16 protein-coding genes are annotated in these 19,189 nt (G+C 64.1%); 3 read left to right on the top strand and 13 right to left on the bottom strand.

Going from position 1 to position 19,189, the window contains the following annotated elements:
* The first annotated feature begins 46 nt into the window (after positions 1–46).
* A complete protein-coding gene (locus GWG67_RS17205) occupies positions 47–508 on the top strand; it encodes an Lrp/AsnC family transcriptional regulator (RefSeq protein ID WP_275170454.1) in 462 nt (153 codons plus the stop codon).
* Positions 509–512: 4 nt separating this feature from the next.
* Here the strand turns inward: GWG67_RS17205 and GWG67_RS17200 are convergent, their stop codons facing one another.
* The 11 genes from GWG67_RS17200 to GWG67_RS17150 all read right to left on the bottom strand — a co-directional run bounded on the left by GWG67_RS17200 (position 513) and on the right by GWG67_RS17150 (position 14,218).
* Positions 513–1,592, bottom strand: a complete 1,080-nt coding sequence (locus tag GWG67_RS17200) for a zinc-binding dehydrogenase (protein ID WP_275170453.1) — start codon at positions 1,590–1,592, stop codon at positions 513–515.
* A 59-nt stretch (positions 1,593–1,651) separates the two neighbouring features.
* Positions 1,652–2,593, bottom strand: a complete 942-nt coding sequence (locus GWG67_RS17195) for a DMT family transporter (RefSeq protein ID WP_275170687.1) — start codon at positions 2,591–2,593, stop codon at positions 1,652–1,654.
* Positions 2,594–2,778: 185 nt separating this feature from the next.
* Positions 2,779–3,618, bottom strand: a complete 840-nt coding sequence (locus GWG67_RS17190; protein WP_275170452.1) for an aldo/keto reductase — start codon at positions 3,616–3,618, stop codon at positions 2,779–2,781.
* Positions 3,619–3,664: 46 nt separating this feature from the next.
* Entirely contained in the window at positions 3,665–4,567 is a 903-nt protein-coding gene (locus GWG67_RS17185) for an SMP-30/gluconolactonase/LRE family protein (protein WP_275170685.1), read from the bottom strand.
* Between the two features lie 297 nt (positions 4,568–4,864).
* Positions 4,865–7,567: a nitrate reductase gene (locus GWG67_RS17180; protein ID WP_275170451.1), complete on the bottom strand. Its 2,703-nt coding sequence runs from the start codon at positions 7,565–7,567 to the stop codon at positions 4,865–4,867.
* Positions 7,568–7,582: 15 nt separating this feature from the next.
* Positions 7,583–8,800 carry an NAD(P)/FAD-dependent oxidoreductase gene (locus tag GWG67_RS17175; RefSeq protein ID WP_275170450.1) on the bottom strand — a complete coding sequence of 406 codons (1,218 nt, stop codon included), beginning with the start codon at positions 8,798–8,800 and terminating at the stop codon, positions 7,583–7,585.
* Between the two features lie 10 nt (positions 8,801–8,810).
* Entirely contained in the window at positions 8,811–9,239 is a 429-nt protein-coding gene (locus GWG67_RS17170; RefSeq protein WP_275170449.1) for a globin family protein, read from the bottom strand.
* A 177-nt stretch (positions 9,240–9,416) separates the two neighbouring features.
* Positions 9,417–10,796, bottom strand: a complete 1,380-nt coding sequence (locus GWG67_RS17165; protein ID WP_275170448.1) for an MFS transporter — start codon at positions 10,794–10,796, stop codon at positions 9,417–9,419.
* Positions 10,797–11,136: 340 nt separating this feature from the next.
* Positions 11,137–11,931 (bottom strand): ABC transporter ATP-binding protein, encoded by a 795-nt coding sequence (locus tag GWG67_RS17160; protein ID WP_007593952.1) that lies wholly within the window; start codon positions 11,929–11,931, stop codon positions 11,137–11,139.
* 10 nt (positions 11,932–11,941) lie between these two features.
* Complete coding sequence (gene ntrB, locus GWG67_RS17155) at positions 11,942–12,838, bottom strand: nitrate ABC transporter permease (protein WP_275170447.1); 897 nt, start codon at positions 12,836–12,838, stop codon at positions 11,942–11,944.
* Positions 12,839–12,898: 60 nt separating this feature from the next.
* Complete coding sequence (locus tag GWG67_RS17150; protein ID WP_275170446.1) at positions 12,899–14,218, bottom strand: CmpA/NrtA family ABC transporter substrate-binding protein; 1,320 nt, start codon at positions 14,216–14,218, stop codon at positions 12,899–12,901.
* 666 nt (positions 14,219–14,884) lie between these two features.
* Between GWG67_RS17150 and GWG67_RS17145 the strand changes: the two genes are divergently transcribed.
* Both GWG67_RS17145 and GWG67_RS17140 read left to right on the top strand, forming a co-directional pair.
* Complete coding sequence (locus GWG67_RS17145) at positions 14,885–15,724, top strand: formate/nitrite transporter family protein (RefSeq protein WP_275170445.1); 840 nt, start codon at positions 14,885–14,887, stop codon at positions 15,722–15,724.
* A 55-nt stretch (positions 15,725–15,779) separates the two neighbouring features.
* Positions 15,780–17,516, top strand: coding sequence for a bifunctional protein-serine/threonine kinase/phosphatase (locus tag GWG67_RS17140; RefSeq protein ID WP_275170444.1), 1,737 nt, complete (start codon positions 15,780–15,782; stop codon positions 17,514–17,516).
* Positions 17,517–17,532: 16 nt separating this feature from the next.
* Here the strand turns inward: GWG67_RS17140 and GWG67_RS17135 are convergent, their stop codons facing one another.
* Both GWG67_RS17135 and GWG67_RS17130 read right to left on the bottom strand, forming a co-directional pair.
* On the bottom strand, positions 17,533–18,207 hold the full coding sequence (locus GWG67_RS17135; protein ID WP_275170443.1) for an NAD(P)-dependent oxidoreductase: 675 nt from the start codon (positions 18,205–18,207) through the stop codon (positions 17,533–17,535).
* A 41-nt stretch (positions 18,208–18,248) separates the two neighbouring features.
* Positions 18,249–19,118, bottom strand: a complete 870-nt coding sequence (locus tag GWG67_RS17130; RefSeq protein WP_275170442.1) for an SDR family oxidoreductase — start codon at positions 19,116–19,118, stop codon at positions 18,249–18,251.
* Positions 19,119–19,189 lie beyond the last annotated feature (71 nt).

Here is a 19,189-nt window from a genome sequence, read left to right as displayed (position 1 = left end):
TGGGATACCTTACCAATCAGCCGCCAAAAACGACAGGTTCATCCCAATGGCCGATCTCGACGCCATCGACCGAAAAATCCTCGCTCTGCTCCAGACCGACAGCCGGCTGACCATGCAGGAACTCGCCGATAAGGTCGGGCTGTCGGTGTCGCCCTGCCATCGCCGGGTCAAGCTTTTGGAGGAACGCGGCGTCATCTCGCGCTACATCGCGACCGTCGACCAGAAGGCGCTGGGGCTGCATGTCAGCGTCTTCATCTCGATCAAGCTGGCGCGGCAGAAGGAGGAGGATCTCAACCGCTTCGCACGGGCGATCTCGAAATGGGACGAGGTGCTGGAATGCTATTTGATGACCGGCAACCGCGACTATCTCTTGCGCGTGGTCGCGGCCGACCTCGCCTCCTATGAGACTTTCCTGAAGACCAAGCTGACCCGGCTCGACGGCATCGCCTCGATCGAATCGAGCTTCGCACTGAGCCAGGTGAAGTATTCGATCGCGCTGCCGGTGTAAGGCATCATCGCCACGGCTGCACGATGATCTTGGTGTGGGCTTCAGGATTGGCGAGATCGGCGAAAGCCTTTGCGACGCCGTCGATGCCGACCTCGGCGGTTACCATCGCCGCCGCATCCACCTGCCCTTCCGCGATCAGGCGCAATGAGGCTGCGAATTCGTCCGGCGTATAGCCGAGCACATACTGCACGTTGAGCTCCTTCATGATGCCGAGCATGGGCTCGCTTGTGTCGGTCTCCATGCAGACGCCGACCACGACGATCCTCGCATCGCGCGGCGCGCCTTCGAACACCTGCTGCAACAGACCGGGCACGCCGACGCATTCGAAGATGATCGCGGGCTTCAGCGCGGGCAGCATCGCCTGCAACGGCGGGCGCGCCGCCTTCTCCGCATCCGACATCTGCGCATGCTCGGCCCAGGTCGCATAGGGCTGCGACACCCTGGGATCCACGACGATATCGGCACCGAGTTTTGCCGCAAGCGCGCGCCGCGCCGGCGAATAGTCGGCGGCGACGATCGGATGCAGGCCTTTGAGCTTCAGCGCCGCAATCACCGCGAGGCCGACCGGGCCGCAGCCGATCACGAGCGGCACCTCGCCGCCTCGGATGTTGGCCTTGGCGACCGCATGAACGCCGACCGCGAGCGGTTCGGTGAGCGCGGCATGCTCCGGCGCGAGACCGTTGGGCACCTCGAGCAGCAGCGCTTCGCTCAGCAGCATCGCCTCGGCGTAGCCGCCGACATTGTCGTTGGAATTGCCGATGCCCTCGATGCCTTGCGGCGTCACCAGCGCCGGCAGCGAGCAGACGCGCGTGCCCGGCTTGAGCTTGCGCGCAGTCCCCGGGCCGAAGTCGACGATCTCGCAGCAGAACTCGTGGCCGAACACGACGTCGCGGGCGAGGTCCATCGGCTTGCGCCCGGTCTTCCGCGCCATCTCCACCATGCGATGGGCGTGCTGGCGCGCGTGCAGGTCAGAACCGCAGATGCCGCAGGCGAGCGTCTTGACCAGGACTTGGCCGGGGCCGGGCTTTGGCTCGGCCATCCGATCGACAACAATCTCACCGTTCCTGAAAATCGCAGCGCGCATCCGGCTCCTCCCGTCTTGTTGGAGCCGTTGATAGCACGAAGCGGACGCGCGAACTTGCGTCAGGGGTTCGGGGAACGCTCTTCCATGATCAGGAGCTGGGCGCGGCGGATGCGCTCGCGATGGGCGATGTAGAGGCCGCTGGCGACGATGAAGGCCGCGCCGGTGACGGTCCAGATATCCGGCACTTCGCCGAACAGGAAGAAGCCGAGAATGCTGACCCACAGCAGTTGCGTATACGAGAACGGCGCCAGCACCGAGGCATCGCCGTAGCGATAGGCCAGGACGATGATCCACTGGCCGACGGTGGAGGCGACGCCGATCACGATGCCGAGCCCGATCGCGGTCCAGGTCGGCGTGACCCAGATGAACGGTACCATCAGAGAGAGGATCGCAACGCCTGTCAGCGCCGAATAGGCCATCGTGGTGAGGACGGCTTCACGCCCGCTCATCATGCGCGTCAGAATCAGCGCCGCGGCCCAGCAAAACGCCGAGACGATCGGGAAGAACGCGGCGGCGTGAAACGCGCTGGAGCCCGGGCGCAGGATGATCAGCACGCCGGTCAGACCGATCGCGGTCGCGATCCAGCGGCGCATACCGACCTTCTCGCTCAGGAAGACGATCGAGAGCGCGGTGACGAACAGCGGCGAGACGAAGCCGGTCGCGGACGCTTCTGCGATCGGCAGGAAGCTCAGGCCGGTGATGAAGAACAGCGAAGAGCCGAGCAATGCCGCGCCGCGCATCAACTGCAGGCCGAGGCGCTCGGTGCGCATGGCATGAAGCGGCGAGCCCGGCAGCATCACCGGCGTGAACATCAGCGCGAATGTCACGAAGCGAATCCAGGTGATCTCGATCGACGGCAGGCTCGACGAGAGATATTTCGCGGTGACATCGGAGCAACCGAGAAAGATCGTCGACAGCAGCACCAGCGCGATGCCCTTGAAGGGATGATCGACGCGCGCCGGCGCGCGGCGCGCCTGCGGCTTCTTTTCCGGCATGGACATGGGAATACTGTCGAGCCTTGCGGCTGCGGCGGGCGGCGTGGTCACGGCTGGAACCTAGAAATGCGAATCGGGAATGATCGTAAAAAACGATAATTGCGCCGCTTTCACAACTTCCGAAAACAGGATGCCGATATGCGCTCACGTCCGCGCGCGTCAAGACTCCATTAATAATAGGCGTTTGTGCACTACAGCATGGGCAGGCCGCGCGGCTTCGGACCGCGCGGAAACGCCGCATCGAGCGCCGCAATCTCGTCTTTCGTCAGCACGAGATCGCCGGCCGCGGCGTTTTCGCCGGCATGTTCCGCGGACGAGGCCTTCGGGATCGTGAACACCGTAGTCGCACGGGTGAGGAAGCTCAGCGCGACCTGACGCGGCGTCGCGCGACGCGCCTCAGCGATGCGCGCCAGCACCGCGCCGCCCTTGCTGTTGCTCGCGGGGAAATCGTCGTGGCCGAACGGCGAATAGGCGACCACGGCGACACCATGCTGTTCGCACCACGGGATCACCGCGTGCTCGATCGCGCGTTCCTTCAGATGATAGAGCACCTGATTGCAGGCGATGCGGCCTTCGCCGGCGGCGTCGAGCATCTCGTCGAGATCATCGGCATCGAAATTGGAGACGCCCCAGGATTTGATCTTGCCGGCCTTCACCAGTTCCTCGAACGCGGCGACGGTGTCCTCCAGCGGATACGAGCCGCGCCAGTGCAGCAGATAGCAATCGAGCCGATCAGTCTTCAGCCGCTTCAGCGAGCGCTCACAGGCGGTGATGGTTCCGCGGCGCGAGGCGTTGCTCGGCAGCACCTTTGACACGAGGAACACCTCGTCGCGTCGGCCCGCGATCGCATCGGCGATGACGAGCTCGGCATCGCCATACATCTCGGCGGTGTCGATGTGGGTCATGCCGAGATCGAGCCCGCGCTGCAGCGCCGCGACCGCGCGCTTGCGATCTCCGTGGTCGAGATACCAGGTGCCCTGCCCGATGACGGAGACGCTGGCGCCCGTTTTGCCCAAGGGTTTCGTGTTCATATTTGCTCCCGATACCGCTCGCTCGCTCAGGCAACCGCCATCGAGCTCAAGAGTTCAATACGCCGATGTCAGCGACCAATACGCTACCGGTTGCAGACTCCGTGATGTAGAGCCGATCTTTGTCCGCGCCTCCAATTGCGACATTGGTGCAATTCGGCCCTGCACACGACTTGACCCGCGCAACCAATTCGCCGTTGGGCGCGAACACGAAGACATGGCCGAGCGAGGCGTGACCGACGAACAGCCGGCCCTTGGCATCCATGGTCATGCCATCCGGGCCGCTGGTGCCGAACAGCGAGCAGAAGCGGCCGACCTTCGACACGCTGCCGTCCTTCATGAACGGCAACCGCCACACCGCGTTGTCGCGCGTCATCGCGACGAACAGCACGGTCTCGGTTGGATCGAGCACCAGACCATTCGGGCTGATACCGGTGTTAACAAGGCAATCGAGCCGGCCGCTTGGCGTCAGGCGATAGACGCGGCCGCTGGGGTCATGCAGGCCGGTCTGACCCTGGTCGGTGAAATAGATGTCGCCGTTGGAAGCGAGATGCAGGTCGTTGCAGCCGCGGAATGATTCCGAATTGCGTGCCGTCAGCACCGGCGCCATGCGCCCTGCCTTGGCGTCGAACTCCATGATGCCGTGCCTGTAGTCGGCGACCAGGATACGGCCGTCGGCCGCGATCTTCAGTCCGTTCGGCCAGCCCTCATATTCAATCGCCAGCGACCACTCGCCATCAGGCGCGATGCGGAAGATGCGGCCGAAGGGAATGTCGACGATGTAGAGATTGCCATCACTGTCGAATGACGGCCCTTCGATAAAGGAGTCCGTCGGCACACCCGGCCGGTTGGCGTCGGCCCAATCGGTGCGCTCGCCCTTGCGGCGGAATTTGTCTGGCATGGCGGAGAAGAGCCTGGTCTCGATCAGGCGCGGGGGCGTTTCCAGGTACATCATTGTTGTTTTGTCGTTGTTGATGGGAGAGCGCGGCACCATAGGGCACAATGGGACGTGCGTCGATTGGGCCGAGGCATAGCGCCCCGGCCTCGCTGTCATTCCCGCGACCCGGCTACGCCAAGGCTTCGCCGGGGTTGAGGTCCAGGGGCGCCGAAGCTTGAGCGTAGGCGTCAAGCGGGGAATCCAGTACGCCGTGGCCTCTCCGCTGGATCACAGGCGTCTCGGCGTACTGGATCGCCCGGTCATGCCGGGCGATGACGGCGGAGTATGCGGCGACGACCGAGAAAGTCGCGCCTACCCCGCCGCGCCAGCGAGCTTGGCCTGCTTTGCCGGTGCCAACTCCGTCGTCGCGATCAGGCGCTTCAGCTCGGGGATGCAGGAGCCGCAATTGGTGCCGGCCCTGAGCTTTGCGCCGATCTCGGCGGCTGTGCGCGCGCCTGCGGCGATGGTGTCGCAGATGGTGCCGCGGCCGACGCCGAAGCAGGCGCAGACGACAGGCCCGGTCGAGGCGGCGCCTTCGCTCGATTTGCCGGACAACAGCATGCGCCGCTGCTCGTCGGTGACATGGTCGGCCACGAACAGGCTCTTCACCACCTCCCAGTCGCCGGCATCATGCGCGGGGCCGACGAACAGACAGGTCTCGATGCGATCGCCATCAAACGAAGCCGCGCGGTAAACGCCGCCGAAGTCGCGATAGTCGGCGACGTCCTCGCCCGCAACGCCACCGAGCCAGGCCGGCCAGCGCGACAGGTCGGCATTGTCGGCGAAGAGATAGCCGAAGCCGCCGGCAACAGTGACGCGGGTCCACATCAGGTTCGGCGGCAGCTCCAGCTGCTTGCGCGACAACGCAAAGCCGCGGAAGACGTATTCATAAGGCGAAATCGCCGCCGGTGTCGCCTTGGACTCCGGCTGCCCCGAGAACGGATCGGTGAACGGTGCGACCAGCGCCCCGACGCGACCGTGCGAGGCGTTCATCGCACTCCAGTGGATCGGCGCGAACAGCGTGCCGCGCTGCTGGCGCTCACTGACGACGACCTTGAGGGTGCACTGGCCGTAGTCGGTGGTGATGCGGGCATAGCCGTCATGGACGATGTTGTATTTGTTGGCGTCATCGGGATGAATCTCGACGAACGGCTCAGGCACATGTGCGCCGAGCCGCTGGCTGAGGCCCGTGCGCGTCATGGTGTGCCACTGGTCGCGGATCCGCCCGGTGTTGAGCCGCAGCGGCCGCGATGGTCCGATCTCGCCACGCAGCGCCGGCACTTCCGGCGCGACGAAGCGGCCCTTGCCGTCGTTGGTGAAGAAGCCGCCGGCCGCGAAGAAGCGCTCGCCGGGCGCCCCGCCTTCACGTGCGGGCCACTGCACGGGCTTCAGGGCGTCGAAGGCGTCGTCGGAGAGCGAGGTCAGCGCGCCGATATCGAAGTCGCGGCTACCATCGTTCTCGAACGCCGAGAGCGCGGCGTGCTCGCGAAAGATGTCGGCTGCGGATTTGTAATTAAAACTGTCGCCGAAGCCGAGGCGTTTTGCGGTTTCGCTCAGGATCCACCAGTCCGGCCGCGCCTCGCCGGGCGCCGGCAGGAACGAGCGCTGGCGCGAGATGCGGCGCTCGGAATTGGTCACGGTGCCCGACTTCTCGCCCCAGGCGAGCGCGGGCAGCAGCACGTGCGGGCCGGCATCGACCGTGTCGTTGGAGAGCACATTCTCGGAGACCACGAACAGCTCGAGCTTCTTCAGCGCCTCGCGCACGAAATCCGCATCGGGCAGCGACACTGCGGGGTTGGTGCCCATCACCCACAGCGCCTTGACCTCGCCGCGATTGATGGCTTCGAACAGCTGCACCGCCTTCAACCCGTCATGGGTGGCAATGCGCGGCGCCTTCCAGAACCGCCTGACACGATCGATGTCCGGCGGCGTGAAGTTCATATGTGCGGCGAGCTGGTTAGCGAGGCCGCCGACCTCTCGGCCGCCCATCGCGTTGGGCTGGCCGGTGAGCGAGAACGGCGAAGCGCCGAGCTTGCCGATGCGTCCCGTGGCGAGATGGCAGTTCAGGATCGCATTGACCTTGTCGGTGCCCTGCGCCGACTGATTGACACCTTGCGAGTACAGCGTGACGACCCGGGGCGTGTCACGGAACATCTTGAAGAAGGTGGCAACGTCCTGCTCGGAAAGGCCCGTGGCGAGTGCGGTCGCGGTGACGCCGCCGGCGATGCTGCGTGCGCGCGCCAGCGCGTCGTCGAAGCCCGACGTGTTTTGCGCGACGTAGTCCTGATCCAAAGCACCATTGTCGGCAAGGTGAACGAACAGGCCGGAGAACAGCGCCGTGTCGGTGCCGGGCTTGAGGCCCAGGAACAGATCGACGTCGGTCGCGGTGTCGGTGCGGCGCGGATCGATCACGATCATGCGCGCGCCGCGCTCCCCACGGTTCTTCAACATGCGCTGGAACAGCACCGGATGGCACCAGGCGGCATTCGAGCCGACGAACACCAGAAGATCGGCCTGGTCGAGATCCTCGTAGCAACCGGGCACGGTGTCGGCGCCGAAGGCGCGGCGGTGACCGGCGACCGAGGACGACATGCAAAGCCGCGAATTGGTGTCGACATTCGCCGTCCCGACAAAGCCCTTCATCAGCTTGTTGGCGACGTAATAGTCCTCGGTCAGGAGCTGGCCGGAGAGATAGAATGCGACCGCGTCGGCGCCGTCGCGCGCGACGATGTGCTGCATCCGGTGGGCGACGTGATCGAGCGCATCGCTCCAGGCGACTCGTTCGAGCACGCCCTTGCAGCGGATCATCGGATAGAGCAGCCGGCTTTCCAGCCCGATGGTCTCGCCCAGCGCCGAGCCCTTGGAGCACAGCCGGCCGAAATTGGCTGGATGATCGGGATCGCCCGCGATCGCCGCGCCGCCCTTGCCGTCTGGCGTCGCCAGCACGCCGCAGCCGACGCCGCAATACGGACAGGTCGTCTTGGTGGCGCGGAGCGTGGGATCGATCGCCGTCATATCAAGCCGCCTCTATCAAGCCGCTTTGGAGGGACGCGCGACTGCGCGGCCGAACATCATGTCGGCGCGGATCGCCGCCACCTTTTCGCGGTTGCGGATCAGTTCGAGATACCAGAGCGCATCGACGGTATCGCCGATCAGCAGGGCACCGGTGAGCCGGCCCTCGGCGATGACGAGCTTCTTGTAAGTACCGCGCCTGCGGTCTGACAGCACGAGGCTCTCGCTGCCCTCCCCGCCCATGAAGTCGCCGGCGGAGAAGACGCTGACCCCCGACACTTTCAGATTGGTCGAGACCACGCTGCCCTGGTAGGCCGCGGGACGGCCGGAGAGATGCCGCGCCAGCACGCGCGCCTGCTCGTAGGCAGGTTCGACCAGGCCGTAGCAGGTGCCGCGATGCTCGGCGCATTCGCCGAGCGCGTAGATGTCGGGTGAAGCCGTCTGCATCTCGTCGTTGACGACGATGCCGCGGTTGACTGCGATGCCGGCGTCCTTTGCGAGCGCAATGTTGGGCCTGATGCCAGCGGCGAAGATCACGGCATCGGCCTCGATGCGGCTGCCGTCGGCAAGCTCGACCGCTTCGACATGGCCCCCGCCGAGGATGCGGGCTGTGGATGCATTGAGCAGGATGCGAATGCCCTTGCGCTCGACCAATGTCTTGAGCAGGTCGGCGGCCGGCGCATCGAGCTGGCGCTCCATCAGCCGGTCCATCAGGTGCAGCAGCGTCACGGGCGCTCCGGCCTTGGCGAGGCCGTACGCCGCTTCGAGACCAAGCAGACCACCGCCGACCACGACGACGCGCTTCCTGGCGGCCGCGAGCGTCAGCAGCAGGTCGACGTCTCGGGTGTCGCGGAAGGTGTGCACGCCCACGAGATCGGCGCCCGGTACGTTGAGCCGCAGCGGCGTCGAGCCGACGGCGAGCACGAGCTTGGAATATTCCATGCTCTCTTCGCCTTCGATCTTGAGCTCGCGTCGGCCGGTGTCGATCTCGGTGACGCGATAGCCGTAGCGCACCGTGACGCCGCGATGGCGCCACCAGTCGGCAGGCCGGAGCTCGATCTCGTGCGAGCCGGTCTCGCCCGCCAGCACCGAAGAGAGCAGAACGCGATTGTAAGCGAGCCGCGGCTCTTCGCCGATCACAGCGACGGCGTAGCGGCCGAGCGAGGTCTCGGCGAGTTCGTCGACCAGACGCGCGGCCGCCATACCGTTACCCACGATGACCAGCGGTTCACTCACAACGCATCTCCTATTCGGCGGCCTGCGGCTGTGCGCCGTAGGCCTCGGAAATCATGTAGCCGGACAACACGCCATAGGCGTCGATCCAGGCGGTCGCGAGTTCGGGCGTCCAGGCCTCGCCGAGCCCCTTCTCTAGGGTCCACAGCAAGGTCGCGCCGACCACGGGGTAGTGCTCGGCCTTGGCGCCGTATGCGACGTGACGCTTTGCAAGCGCCGAGGCCGCGGGAAGAATCGAGTCCAGGTTCGACAGACCGCCGACGACGGCGGCGAGCATGCCCATCAGCTTCTTGCGCTGCTCGGTCATGTCCTCGGGAAACATCGCGCGCACGGATGGCGCCACCTCGAACAGGCGATCGTAGAACAGCACCGCGGCCTGCGCGGAAATCGGCGCGACCTTGGCAAAGCTCTGTTGGACGAGGGTGATCTGTTCTGGCGTCATGATGTTCTCCTGCCTGTTGGGTTTGCCTTGGTGCGCGCCATTGCGAACCAGGTTCATTGTCAAACTGTCGGGCAATGCTTCTTCCCGCGTACGGGGAGAAGCGAGATTCGTACCAAGTCTCTATCCTTTGAGCATGATCTTGCCGGAAAACCGCTGCACACTTTTCCGGATCATGCTCTACACCCTTGCTCCGGCGAGGCTTGACGCGCCTTCGCCCTGCGGGCTGCGACGCAGATAGAACCACCAGGTCAGCGCGAGGCAGGAGGCGTAGAAGCCGAGATAGATCGCGAGCGCGAGCTGCGGCCCGCCGGTCAGCGCGATCGACTTGCCGAACCCGGTCGGGATCAGATAGCCGCCGACAGCGCCGACCGCGCCGATGAAGCCGACCGCAGCACCGCTCTCGATGCTCGCCGTCTTCAAGGCGACCGCGCGCTCCGCATCGCCCTTGCCGCGCACCCTGAACAAATTCTGCTCGCGGAAGATCGAGGGGATCATGCGGTAGGTCGAACCGTTGCCGATTCCCGTCGTCACGAACAGGACCAGGAACATCGACAGGAAGCCGATGAAATCCTTGTGTCCGACGAAATAGAGCACGCCGATCGTCGCGCCTGCCATCACGATGAAATTCCAGAACGTGATGACCGAGCCGCCGATCCTGTCGGCAAGCCAGCCGCCGAGCGGCCGCGACAGCGAACCGACCAGCGGTCCCAGGAACGCGATCGCAATGGTGACTTGCGGGAACTGGGTCTTGATCAAGAGCGGAAATGCAGCCGAGTAGCCGATGAAGGAGCCGAACGTGCCGATATAGAGATACGCCATGATCCAGGTGTGTTTGCGCTTGACCACGGCGAGCTGGTTCCTGATCGACGACTTGGCCGTGGTCAGGTTATTCATGAAGAACACTGCGCCGAACACCGCGATCGCGATCGGCAGCACCCACATCAGGCCGGCGTTTTGCAGGAAAACACCGTCAACAGGAGTTGCCTGGAACAGGTTGATGACGGCGAGCGTCATCAGGATCGGGGTCAACAGCTGCACGCTGGAGACGCCGATATTGCCGCCGGCCGCATTCAGTCCGAGCGCCCACCCCTTCATCCGGTCGGGGAAGAAGAACGAAATATTGGTCATGCTGGAAGCAAAATTTCCACCGCCGAGACCAGCGGTCGAGGCAATCAGCAGCATCAGCCAGAACGGCGTGTCCGGCTGGCCGACGAAATAGGCGAGCGAGAGCGTCGGAATGAACAGGATCGCCGCACTGAAGATGGTCCAGTTGCGACCGCCGAAGGTCGTCACCGCGAAGGTGTAGGGAAAGCGCATCAACGCGCCGATCAGCCCGGGCACCGCGACGAGCTGGAATAGCTGGTCGGTGGTGTAGTGGAAGCCCGCCTGCGGCAGCTTGGTGGTGACGATGCTCCAGATCAGCCAGACCGAGAAGCCGATATGTTCGGCCACGATCGACCAGATCAGGTTGCGTCGCGCGATAGTCTTGCCAGTCGCATTCCAGAACGCCTCATCTTCGGGGCGCCAGTCTGAAATCCAAGTCCGACTCTTGGTCATTGCAGAATCCCTTCCAGGCTCACCGCTGCGTCGTTGCAGGCTCAGCCTCCGGCCACGGAGGCGCGCTCCGAGGCTTCACCCCCGGTGGCGAGTTACGATGCTGATTGATGATGTTGAGGGACGTCGTCGTTGGCGTCGCGATTGGTGTTTCAATTTCCGTGCCAACTGCGCGCATTCCGGAAACGCAGGAAATTCAGAAGCTTGTTCGAAGTGCTCCGAATTTTCGCAGCACTATTTCGCACGCAAATTTTGCGATTCGCTCAATCCCTGTGCGCCGCACAAGGATTGAGCTTGATGATTCAAAATTAGGCGTTGCGTTAGCCGCCTGTCGGTGGCGCGTTTACGCGGCTTCGACGAAGCGATGACGCTCGTAGAGGAATTCGAGCACGCGCTGCCGGCACTTCAGATAAGTGGTGTTGGTCGCGAGCTCGAGCCGCTTGCGAGGACGCGCCAGCGGCACCTCCAGCACCTCGCCGATGCGCGCGCTCGGGCCGTTCGTCATCATGACGATGCGGTCGGACAACAGCACCGCCTCGTCGACGTCATGGGTGATCATCAAAATAGTGTTGCCGAGCTTCTGATGCAGCGCCATCACCGAATCCTGCAAATGCGCGCGGGTCAGTGCGTCGAGCGCGCCGAAAGGCTCGTCGAGCAGCAACACTTTCGGCTCCATGGCAAGCGCGCGGGCAATGCCGACGCGCTGCTTCATGCCGCCGGAGATTTCCGAAGGCCGCTTGTCTTTGGCATGGGCCATCTGCACGAGGTTGAGATTGTGCATGACCCAGGCGTCGCGTTCGGCGCGCTTCTTGGTTTTGGCAAAGACCTTGTCGACGCCGAGCCGGACGTTCTCGTACACGGTCAGCCACGGCAGCAGACTGTGGTTCTGGAACACCACCGCGCGGTCGGGTCCCGGCGAGTTCACCTCGCGGTTCTCCAGCAGCACGCCGCCGGTGGTGGCGTTGGTCAGGCCTGCGATGATGTTGAGCAGGGTCGACTTCCCGCAACCGGAATGGCCGATGATCGAGACGTATTCGCCCTTCTCGATGGTGAGATTGATATCCTTCAGCACCTCCGTGGAGGCCGCGCCGCGCGTAAAGATCTTGTCGATGTGGTCGAGCTTCAGATAAGCGGTCATGTGCTTCCCTTCAGTTCAGCGCGGTGCCGCGGGTGACGATCTTGCCGGCGCCCGCGATCAGGCGGTCGAGCACGAAGCCGATGATGCCGACATAAAACAGTGCCAGGATGATCTCGCTGATATGCGAGGAATTCCAGGCGTCCCAGATGAAGAAGCCGATGCCGACGCCGCCGATCAGCATTTCCGCGGCGACGATCGCAAGCCAGGACAGCCCGATGCCGATGCGAAGCCCCGTGAAGATGTAGGGCGCGGCCGCCGGGATCATGATCTTGGCGAAGAATTCGAGCGGGTTGAGCTGCACCACCGCGGCGACGTTGCGGTAGTCCTGCGGGATGTTGCGGACGCCGACCGCGGTGTTGATGATGATCGGCCAAATCGAGGTGATGAAGATCACGAAGATCGCCGACGGCTGGCCGTCGCGGAACGCGGCGAGCGACAGCGGCAGCCAGGCCAGCGGCGGGATCGTGCGCAAGACCTGGAACAGCGGATCGAGCCCGCGCATCGCCCAGACCGATTGCCCGACCAGCACGCCAAGCGCGATGCCGGCAATCGCCGAGAGCGAATAGCCGAAGGCGACGCGCTGGAGGCTGGCGGAGAGGTGCCAGAACAGCCCCTTGTCGATGCCGCCGTGATCGAAGAACGGATCGAGGATCAGCTCCTTGGTATCCTTGAAGACCTTCGACGGCGGCGGCAGTGCCGAGCCGGCGCGACGGCAGACCAGCTCCCACACCAGAAGCAAGAGCGCGATCACGACCAGCGGCGGGATGACGCGCACGGCGGTCTCCCGCGCCATCCGCGCGTAAGTCTCCGAACGCGGCGGTCGCTTCGGTGTCATCGCGACGACCGGCGCGGCAGCGCTCGCGGGCTTCGCCGTCTCAACCTCGATCTTCGTGGCGGGCATGTTCATCGCAATATCTCTCCGGCTGCAAAAGGCGATGCGGCCGCCCGGAGGCGGCCGCTAGCTCCATCAGACTTCGACGCGCTTGATCGCGAGCGACTTCAGATAGGCAGCCGGATTTTCCGGATCGAACACCTTGCCGTCGAAGAACGTCTCCTTGCCGCGCGAGGTGGAGGTCGGGATCTCCGCGCTTGCGATGCCGAGCGTCTTGGCCGCGTCGCGCCACATGTCTTCGCGGTTGACCTTGGCAATCAGCGCCTTGGTGTCGAAATTCGCCTCGTACTTGCCCCAGCGAATGTCCTCGGTGAGGAACCAGAGGTCGTGGCTCTGGAACGGATAGGAGGCGAAGTCGCGCCAGTACTTCATGATGTGCGGCGAATTCTCGACCACCTTGCCGGGAAGGCCGTAGTCGAACTTGCCGGCGGTGCGGTCGAGCACGTCTTCGACAGGGCAGTTCATCCACTGCCGCTTGCCCATGATGGCGGCAAGCTCGGCCTTGTTCTCGGCCTTGTCGGACCACTGCTGCGCTTCCATCACCGCCATCAGCAGCGCCTTGGCGGCCTTCGGATATTTGTCGACGAAGGCGGCGCGCATGCCGAAGGATTTTTCCGGGTGCTTGTTCCAGAGCTCGCCGGTCGTGATCGCGGTGTAGCCGATGTTCTGGTGGATCAGCTGCAGGTTCCAGGGCTCGCCGACGCAGAAGCAGTCCATCGTGCCGACCTTCATGTTGGCCACCATCTGCGCCGGCGGCACCACGATGGTCTCGATGTCCTTGTCCGGATCGATGCCGCCGGCGGCAAGCCAATAGCGGATCCAGAGGTCATGCGTGCCGCCGGGGAAGGTCATCGCGGCCTTCACGGCCTTGCCCGAGGCCTTCTTCTTCTCCAGCGCCGCCTTGAAGGGCGTGGCGTCGACGCCGAGCTTCAGGTCGGCATATTCACTGGCAACGGAGATGCACTGGCTGTCGAGATTGAGCCGCGCCAGGATGTACATCGGCGTCGGCTGGTTGTTCTGCGTCACCTTGCCGGCCGAGATCAGATACGGCATCGGGGTCAGGATATGCGCGCCGTCGATGCCGTTGCCTTCGGAGCCGAGCACGAGATTGTCGCGCGTGGTGCCCCAGGAGGCCTGCTTCTGCACGTCGGTGTCAGGCATGCCGTATTTGGCGAACAGGCCCTTGTCCTTGGCGACGAACAAGGGACCGGCATCGCTCAGCGCGATGAAGCCGAGCTTGGCGCCCTTGACCTCCGGGCCGGCGTCCTGCGCGAAGGCGCCGGCGGGGAAATTCAGTTTTACGGCGGCCAGGAGTGCGGCGGTCGAGCCAGCGGCCTTCAACAATTGACGGCGGCTAAGGCCAGTGTCCGACGGCCGGCGGGTGCGCTTGGTCATAGGCGGTATCGTCCTTTGCGTCGTTGCAGAATGATTGTGTCAGTGCACACGAGCAGCCCGTCCGTCCGGCGACGCCTGAAGCAGCGCATGCGAACGCGCGACGGGGAGACCCCCGTCTGGTGGCGTCGGCAATTCGGATGAGAAGTCTCGCGGGACGGCTTCAATGGCGTCGGCCTGGAACTATTCAAGCTTCATGCCAAGCGCCACAGCGCAGAAAACGACCCAACATCAGTGTGTTAGGAACGATGCGCCAGTCTGTCGCAGGCCTATTCCGCTCGCGAAATTTGCGGCTTGCCCAACAATTGTGCGACGCACAACAGTTGTGCAGCAGCTCAAGGAAAAGGCCGCGCCACGCGCAAAAGCCGGGCCAGCCAAAGCTCTATCAGATTGATATTGCTTGCATTTCAAGAGTCCAACACACGGCACGCAACTTGCATTCCGGTTTGGGTCAACGAAGACTGCGGCTTGCCGCACTGATGCAGGCGCTGGCGGCTGCATCCCGGAAGCTCAACTGCTTCGCGGCCCTCCTCGACTCGGTCGTCGTGACGCAATCCCAAGGCTTCCAAATCCCCCGGCCCACGCGCGGCAGACACCCCGCACGGCCAATAACTTTCAGCGGCGCACTCAGGGCGTCTCGATCTCTCTTACGAAGCAAAAGGAACATCGATGTCGTATCTCGCGCCTTCGGAATTCGTCACCAAGATGGTGGATGCGGGCGAGTCCAAAGTCTTCATGTCCACCCGGGATACCATCATCCGGGCCTATATGGCCGGCGCTATCCTGGCGCTGGCGGCATGGTTCGCCGTCACGATCAACGTGAACACGGGGCAGCCGCTGGTCGGCGCGCTGCTGTTCCCGGTCGGCTTTGTCATGCTGTATCTGCTGGGGTTCGACCTCCTGACCGGCGTGTTCGTGCTCTCCCCGCTCGCCCTGATCGACAAGCGCCCCGGCGTCACCTTCGGCGGCGTGCTGCGCAACTGGGGCCTCGTATTCGTCGGCAACTTCGCCGGCGCCTTCACCGTGGCCTTCATGATGGCCTTCGTCACGACCTTCGGCTTCACGCAAGATCCCGACAAGGTCGGTGCAGCCATCGGCAATATCGGCGAAGGCCGAACGCTGGGCTACGCCGCGCATGGTGCCGCCGGTATGGCGACGCTGTTCCTGCGCGGAATGCTCTGCAACTGGATGGTCTCGACCGGCGTCGTCGGCGCCATGATCTCGACCTCGGTCCCCGGCAAGGTCATCGCGATGTGGATGCCGATCCTGGTGTTCTTCTACATGGTGTTCGAGCATTCCGTCGTGAACATGTTCCTGTTCCCCTCCGGCCTGATGCTGCACGCGAAGTTCTCGATCATGGACTATTTGATCTGGAACGAGATCCCGACCGTGCTCGGCAACCTCGTCGGCGGCCTCGCCTTCACCGGCATGACCCTCTACGCCACGCACGTCATGACCAAGCCGAAGCGCCAGGCCGGCAAGGCCACGTCGCCCCGCGTCGCGGCCTGATACGTCTCGACAGGAGAGCCTCGCCCGATCAGGGTGAGGCTCCCCTTTGCCGGTGATGACGATGACCCGCGGACTTCAGATCTCGGTCGGCCAGCATTCCGACAAGGGTCGCAAGCCCATCAACCAGGATTTTCACGGCATCCTCGTTCCGGACGAGCCGATGCTCAGCCTGAAGGGCATTGCGGCCGTCCTCGCCGACGGCATCTCCAGCAGCACGGTGAGCCAGATCGCCAGCGAGTCGGCGGTTAAGAGCTTCCTGATGGACTATTACTGCACCTCGGAATCCTGGACGGTGAAGACGTCCGCCCGCCGCGTGCTGGATGCGACCAATTCCTGGCTGCACGCGCAGACGCGCAAGAGCCAATATGCCTACGACCGCGACAAGGGTTATGTCTGCACGCTGAGCGCCATGGTCATCAAGGCGACCACTGCGCACATCTTCCACGTCGGCGACTGTCGCATCTACCGCGTGGCGGGTAAGGCGCTCGAGCAGCTGACCGATGATCACCGGATCATCGTGTCCTCGGAGCAGACCTATCTCGGCCGTGCGCTCGGCATCAATCCGCAGCTCGAGATCGACTACCAGAGTTTCGAGATCGAGACTGGCGACACTTTCCTGCTGGCGACCGACGGCGCCTATGAATTCGTCGACGCGCGTTTCGTCACGAACGCGCTCAGCGAGCATGCAGCCGAGCTCGACGGGGTGGCGAAGGCGATCGTCGAGGAAGCCTACCGGCGCGGTAGCGACGACAACATCACGGTCCAGATCCTCCGCATCGATGCGGTGCCGCAGCGCGAGCCGGCCGGCATCTTCAACCAGACCTCCCAGCTGCCGCTTCCCCCGCTGCCGGAGCCGCGGGCCATCTTCGACGGCTACAGGATCGTCCGCGAAATCCACGCCAGCAGCCGCAGTCACATCTACCTTGCCGTCGACGCGGTGACCGAGGAGCCGGTCGCGCTGAAGCTGCCGTCGATCGATTTGCGCGACAATGCCGCCTATCTGAAGCGCTTCCTGATGGAAGAGTGGATCGCGCGCCGGATCGACAGCCCGCATGTGCTCAAACCGCTGTCACAGTCGAAACGGCGTAGCTATCTCTACGTCGCGACCGAATTCGTCGAAGGTCAGACCTTGCGGCAGTGGATGACGGACAATCCGCGCCCCGATCTCGAAACCGTCCGCGGACTGGTCGAGCAGATCGCCGCCGGCCTGCGCGCCTTCCACCGCATGGAAATGCTGCATCAGGACCTCAGGCCCGACAACATCCTGATCGACAAGACCGGCACCGCAAAGATCATCGACTTCGGATCGGTCAAGGTGGCGGGCGTCGCGGAGGCCGCCCCGCAGGATGAGACCGGCGAAATTCTGGGAACAGTCCAGTACACGGCGCCGGAATATTTTCTTGGGCAAGGCGGCACGCCGCGCTCCGACATGTTTTCACTCGCCGTGATCTGCTACCAGATGCTGACGGGAAAGCTTCCCTATGGCACCCAAATCGCCAGGATCCGGCGCAAGGCGGACGTGCGGAGGCTCAAATATCGCCCGGCCGACGACGACAGCAACGTGCCTGCCTGGGTCGACGGCGCGCTCAGACGTGCGCTCCATCCGGATCCCTACAAGCGGCACGAGGATCTGTCTGAATTCGTCTTCGAGCTTCGCACGCCCAATCCGGCCTATCTCGACACGCGGATCACGCCGCTCTTGGAGCGCAGCCCGCTGATGTTCTGGAAATTGACCACGGCGGCGCTCGCCTGCGTCGTCGTGGTCCTGCTTGCGATGTTGCACGCGCGCTGATCAAGCCACGCAAGGGTCACCACGTGATGAGCGGAGACTGATGCAGCCAGGTATCGGCGCGCACCTGATCGAGCACGAATGTCGCAACGTCTCCGCGCGCAATGCTGCCGCCATGGAAGCCCGAAAGATCTGTCAGCGCCCGGACCGAGCCGCGGCCGGGCTTATTGTTCAGGATCGAGGGGCGAACCAGGACCCAGTCCAGCCCGCTGTCTCTGACGATCGCTTCCTGCCGGTTCTTGTCGGCGTACACCTTCTTCAGGAGAAGCGGAAAGATCACATTGTCGGCGACAAAGCCGCCATGCCCGGCACTGTCGCCGGCGCCCATTCCCGTGATGCAAACCAGCCGCGAGACCTGCTCGGCCTTCATCGCGCTCACGAGCGCGCGCGTCGCGGTCGAGAGAAGCGTCACCTCGCGGAACGGGCTTACCGGCGTACCCAGCGCACTGACCACGGCATCACGGCCTTTGAGGGCTTCGCGCAGGGCTCTTTCATCGCGGGCGTCTCCGACGATGAGCTTCGCCCCCGTGATGTCACTCGCTTTGCCGGCGGACCGGACCAGCACGGTGACGTCGTAGCCTCGCGCCACCGCCTGGTTGACGATCAGGCGACCGGTGGCACCGGTCGCTCCAAGCACCAATATCTTCGTTGCGCCTTCCGGATCCGCCGGAGAAGTGGCGGTTGAAGAGATCATGATAGCATTCCTCGTTGTCGTGATGGGGACGTGCCGTGCCGTCAGGCAGAGGCCGCGATCTCGAAGACGAAGTCGCGATAGGAGCGCAGGGGGCGGCCCAGCAGCGCGGTCAGCCGCTCGGCGTCTCCGGCCTCGGGGATCATTCCCTCGGTGAGGAAACGCTCGCTCATCAGCCGCATGTCGTAAGCCATCCAGCTTGGCATGAACTGCCTGAGGTTCTTCTCGAAGCCGGCGGTATCGTCACCGGGATAGGCGATCGTGCGGCCCAGCACCTCCGACCAGGCGGCGGCGGCTTTCGCACCGGTCAGCGTATCAGGACCGACCAGATTGATGCGCGTGAGCGGAAGCGGTGTTGCGGCGCGCTCACGACGGATGAGCTCGAGGGCCGCGATCTCGCCGATGTCGCGTGCATCGATCATGGCGAGCCCCCTGCTCCCGATCGGCATCGGATAGATGCCGTATCCGGTCACCACGTCCTTGATCGTAACATCGTTGTTCATGAAGTACGCCGGGCGCAGGATGGTGGCGTTGAAGCCCATCTGCTCGATCATCCGCTCGACGCCGAACTTGCCGGCAAAGTGCGGGACGTTGACGTAACGATCGCTGTGAATCACCGAGAGGTAGACGACCCGCCCGACGCCGGCCTCGCGGGCCAGGTTGAGCGCGATCAGCGCTTGCGTGAATTCATCCGGCACCACCGCGTTGAGCAGGAACAGGGTCGAGACGCCCTTGAACGCGCTGCGGAGCGAGTCGACGTCGAGCAGGTCGCCCTGCACGACGGTGACGCCTGCCGGGAGGTTTGCCTTGGCAGGATCGCGGGCGAGAGCGCGGACATCGGCACCGCGCTTGACGAGCTGTTCGACGACTTGGCGGCCGATGGTGCCGGTTGCGCCAGTAACGAGGATGGTCATGGGGATCACTCCGGGTTGGGTCAGAAGACATCCGGGAAATTAGTGATCCACAAACGAACCGATAGCCGCTA

This window comes from Bradyrhizobium sp. CSS354, assembly GCF_029051725.1.
In the GTDB taxonomy this organism is placed as follows: Bacteria; Pseudomonadota; Alphaproteobacteria; order Rhizobiales; family Xanthobacteraceae; genus Bradyrhizobium.
The sequence above is the reverse complement of the archived record's forward strand: the minus strand, read 5'-3'. Positions and strand labels throughout refer to the sequence as shown.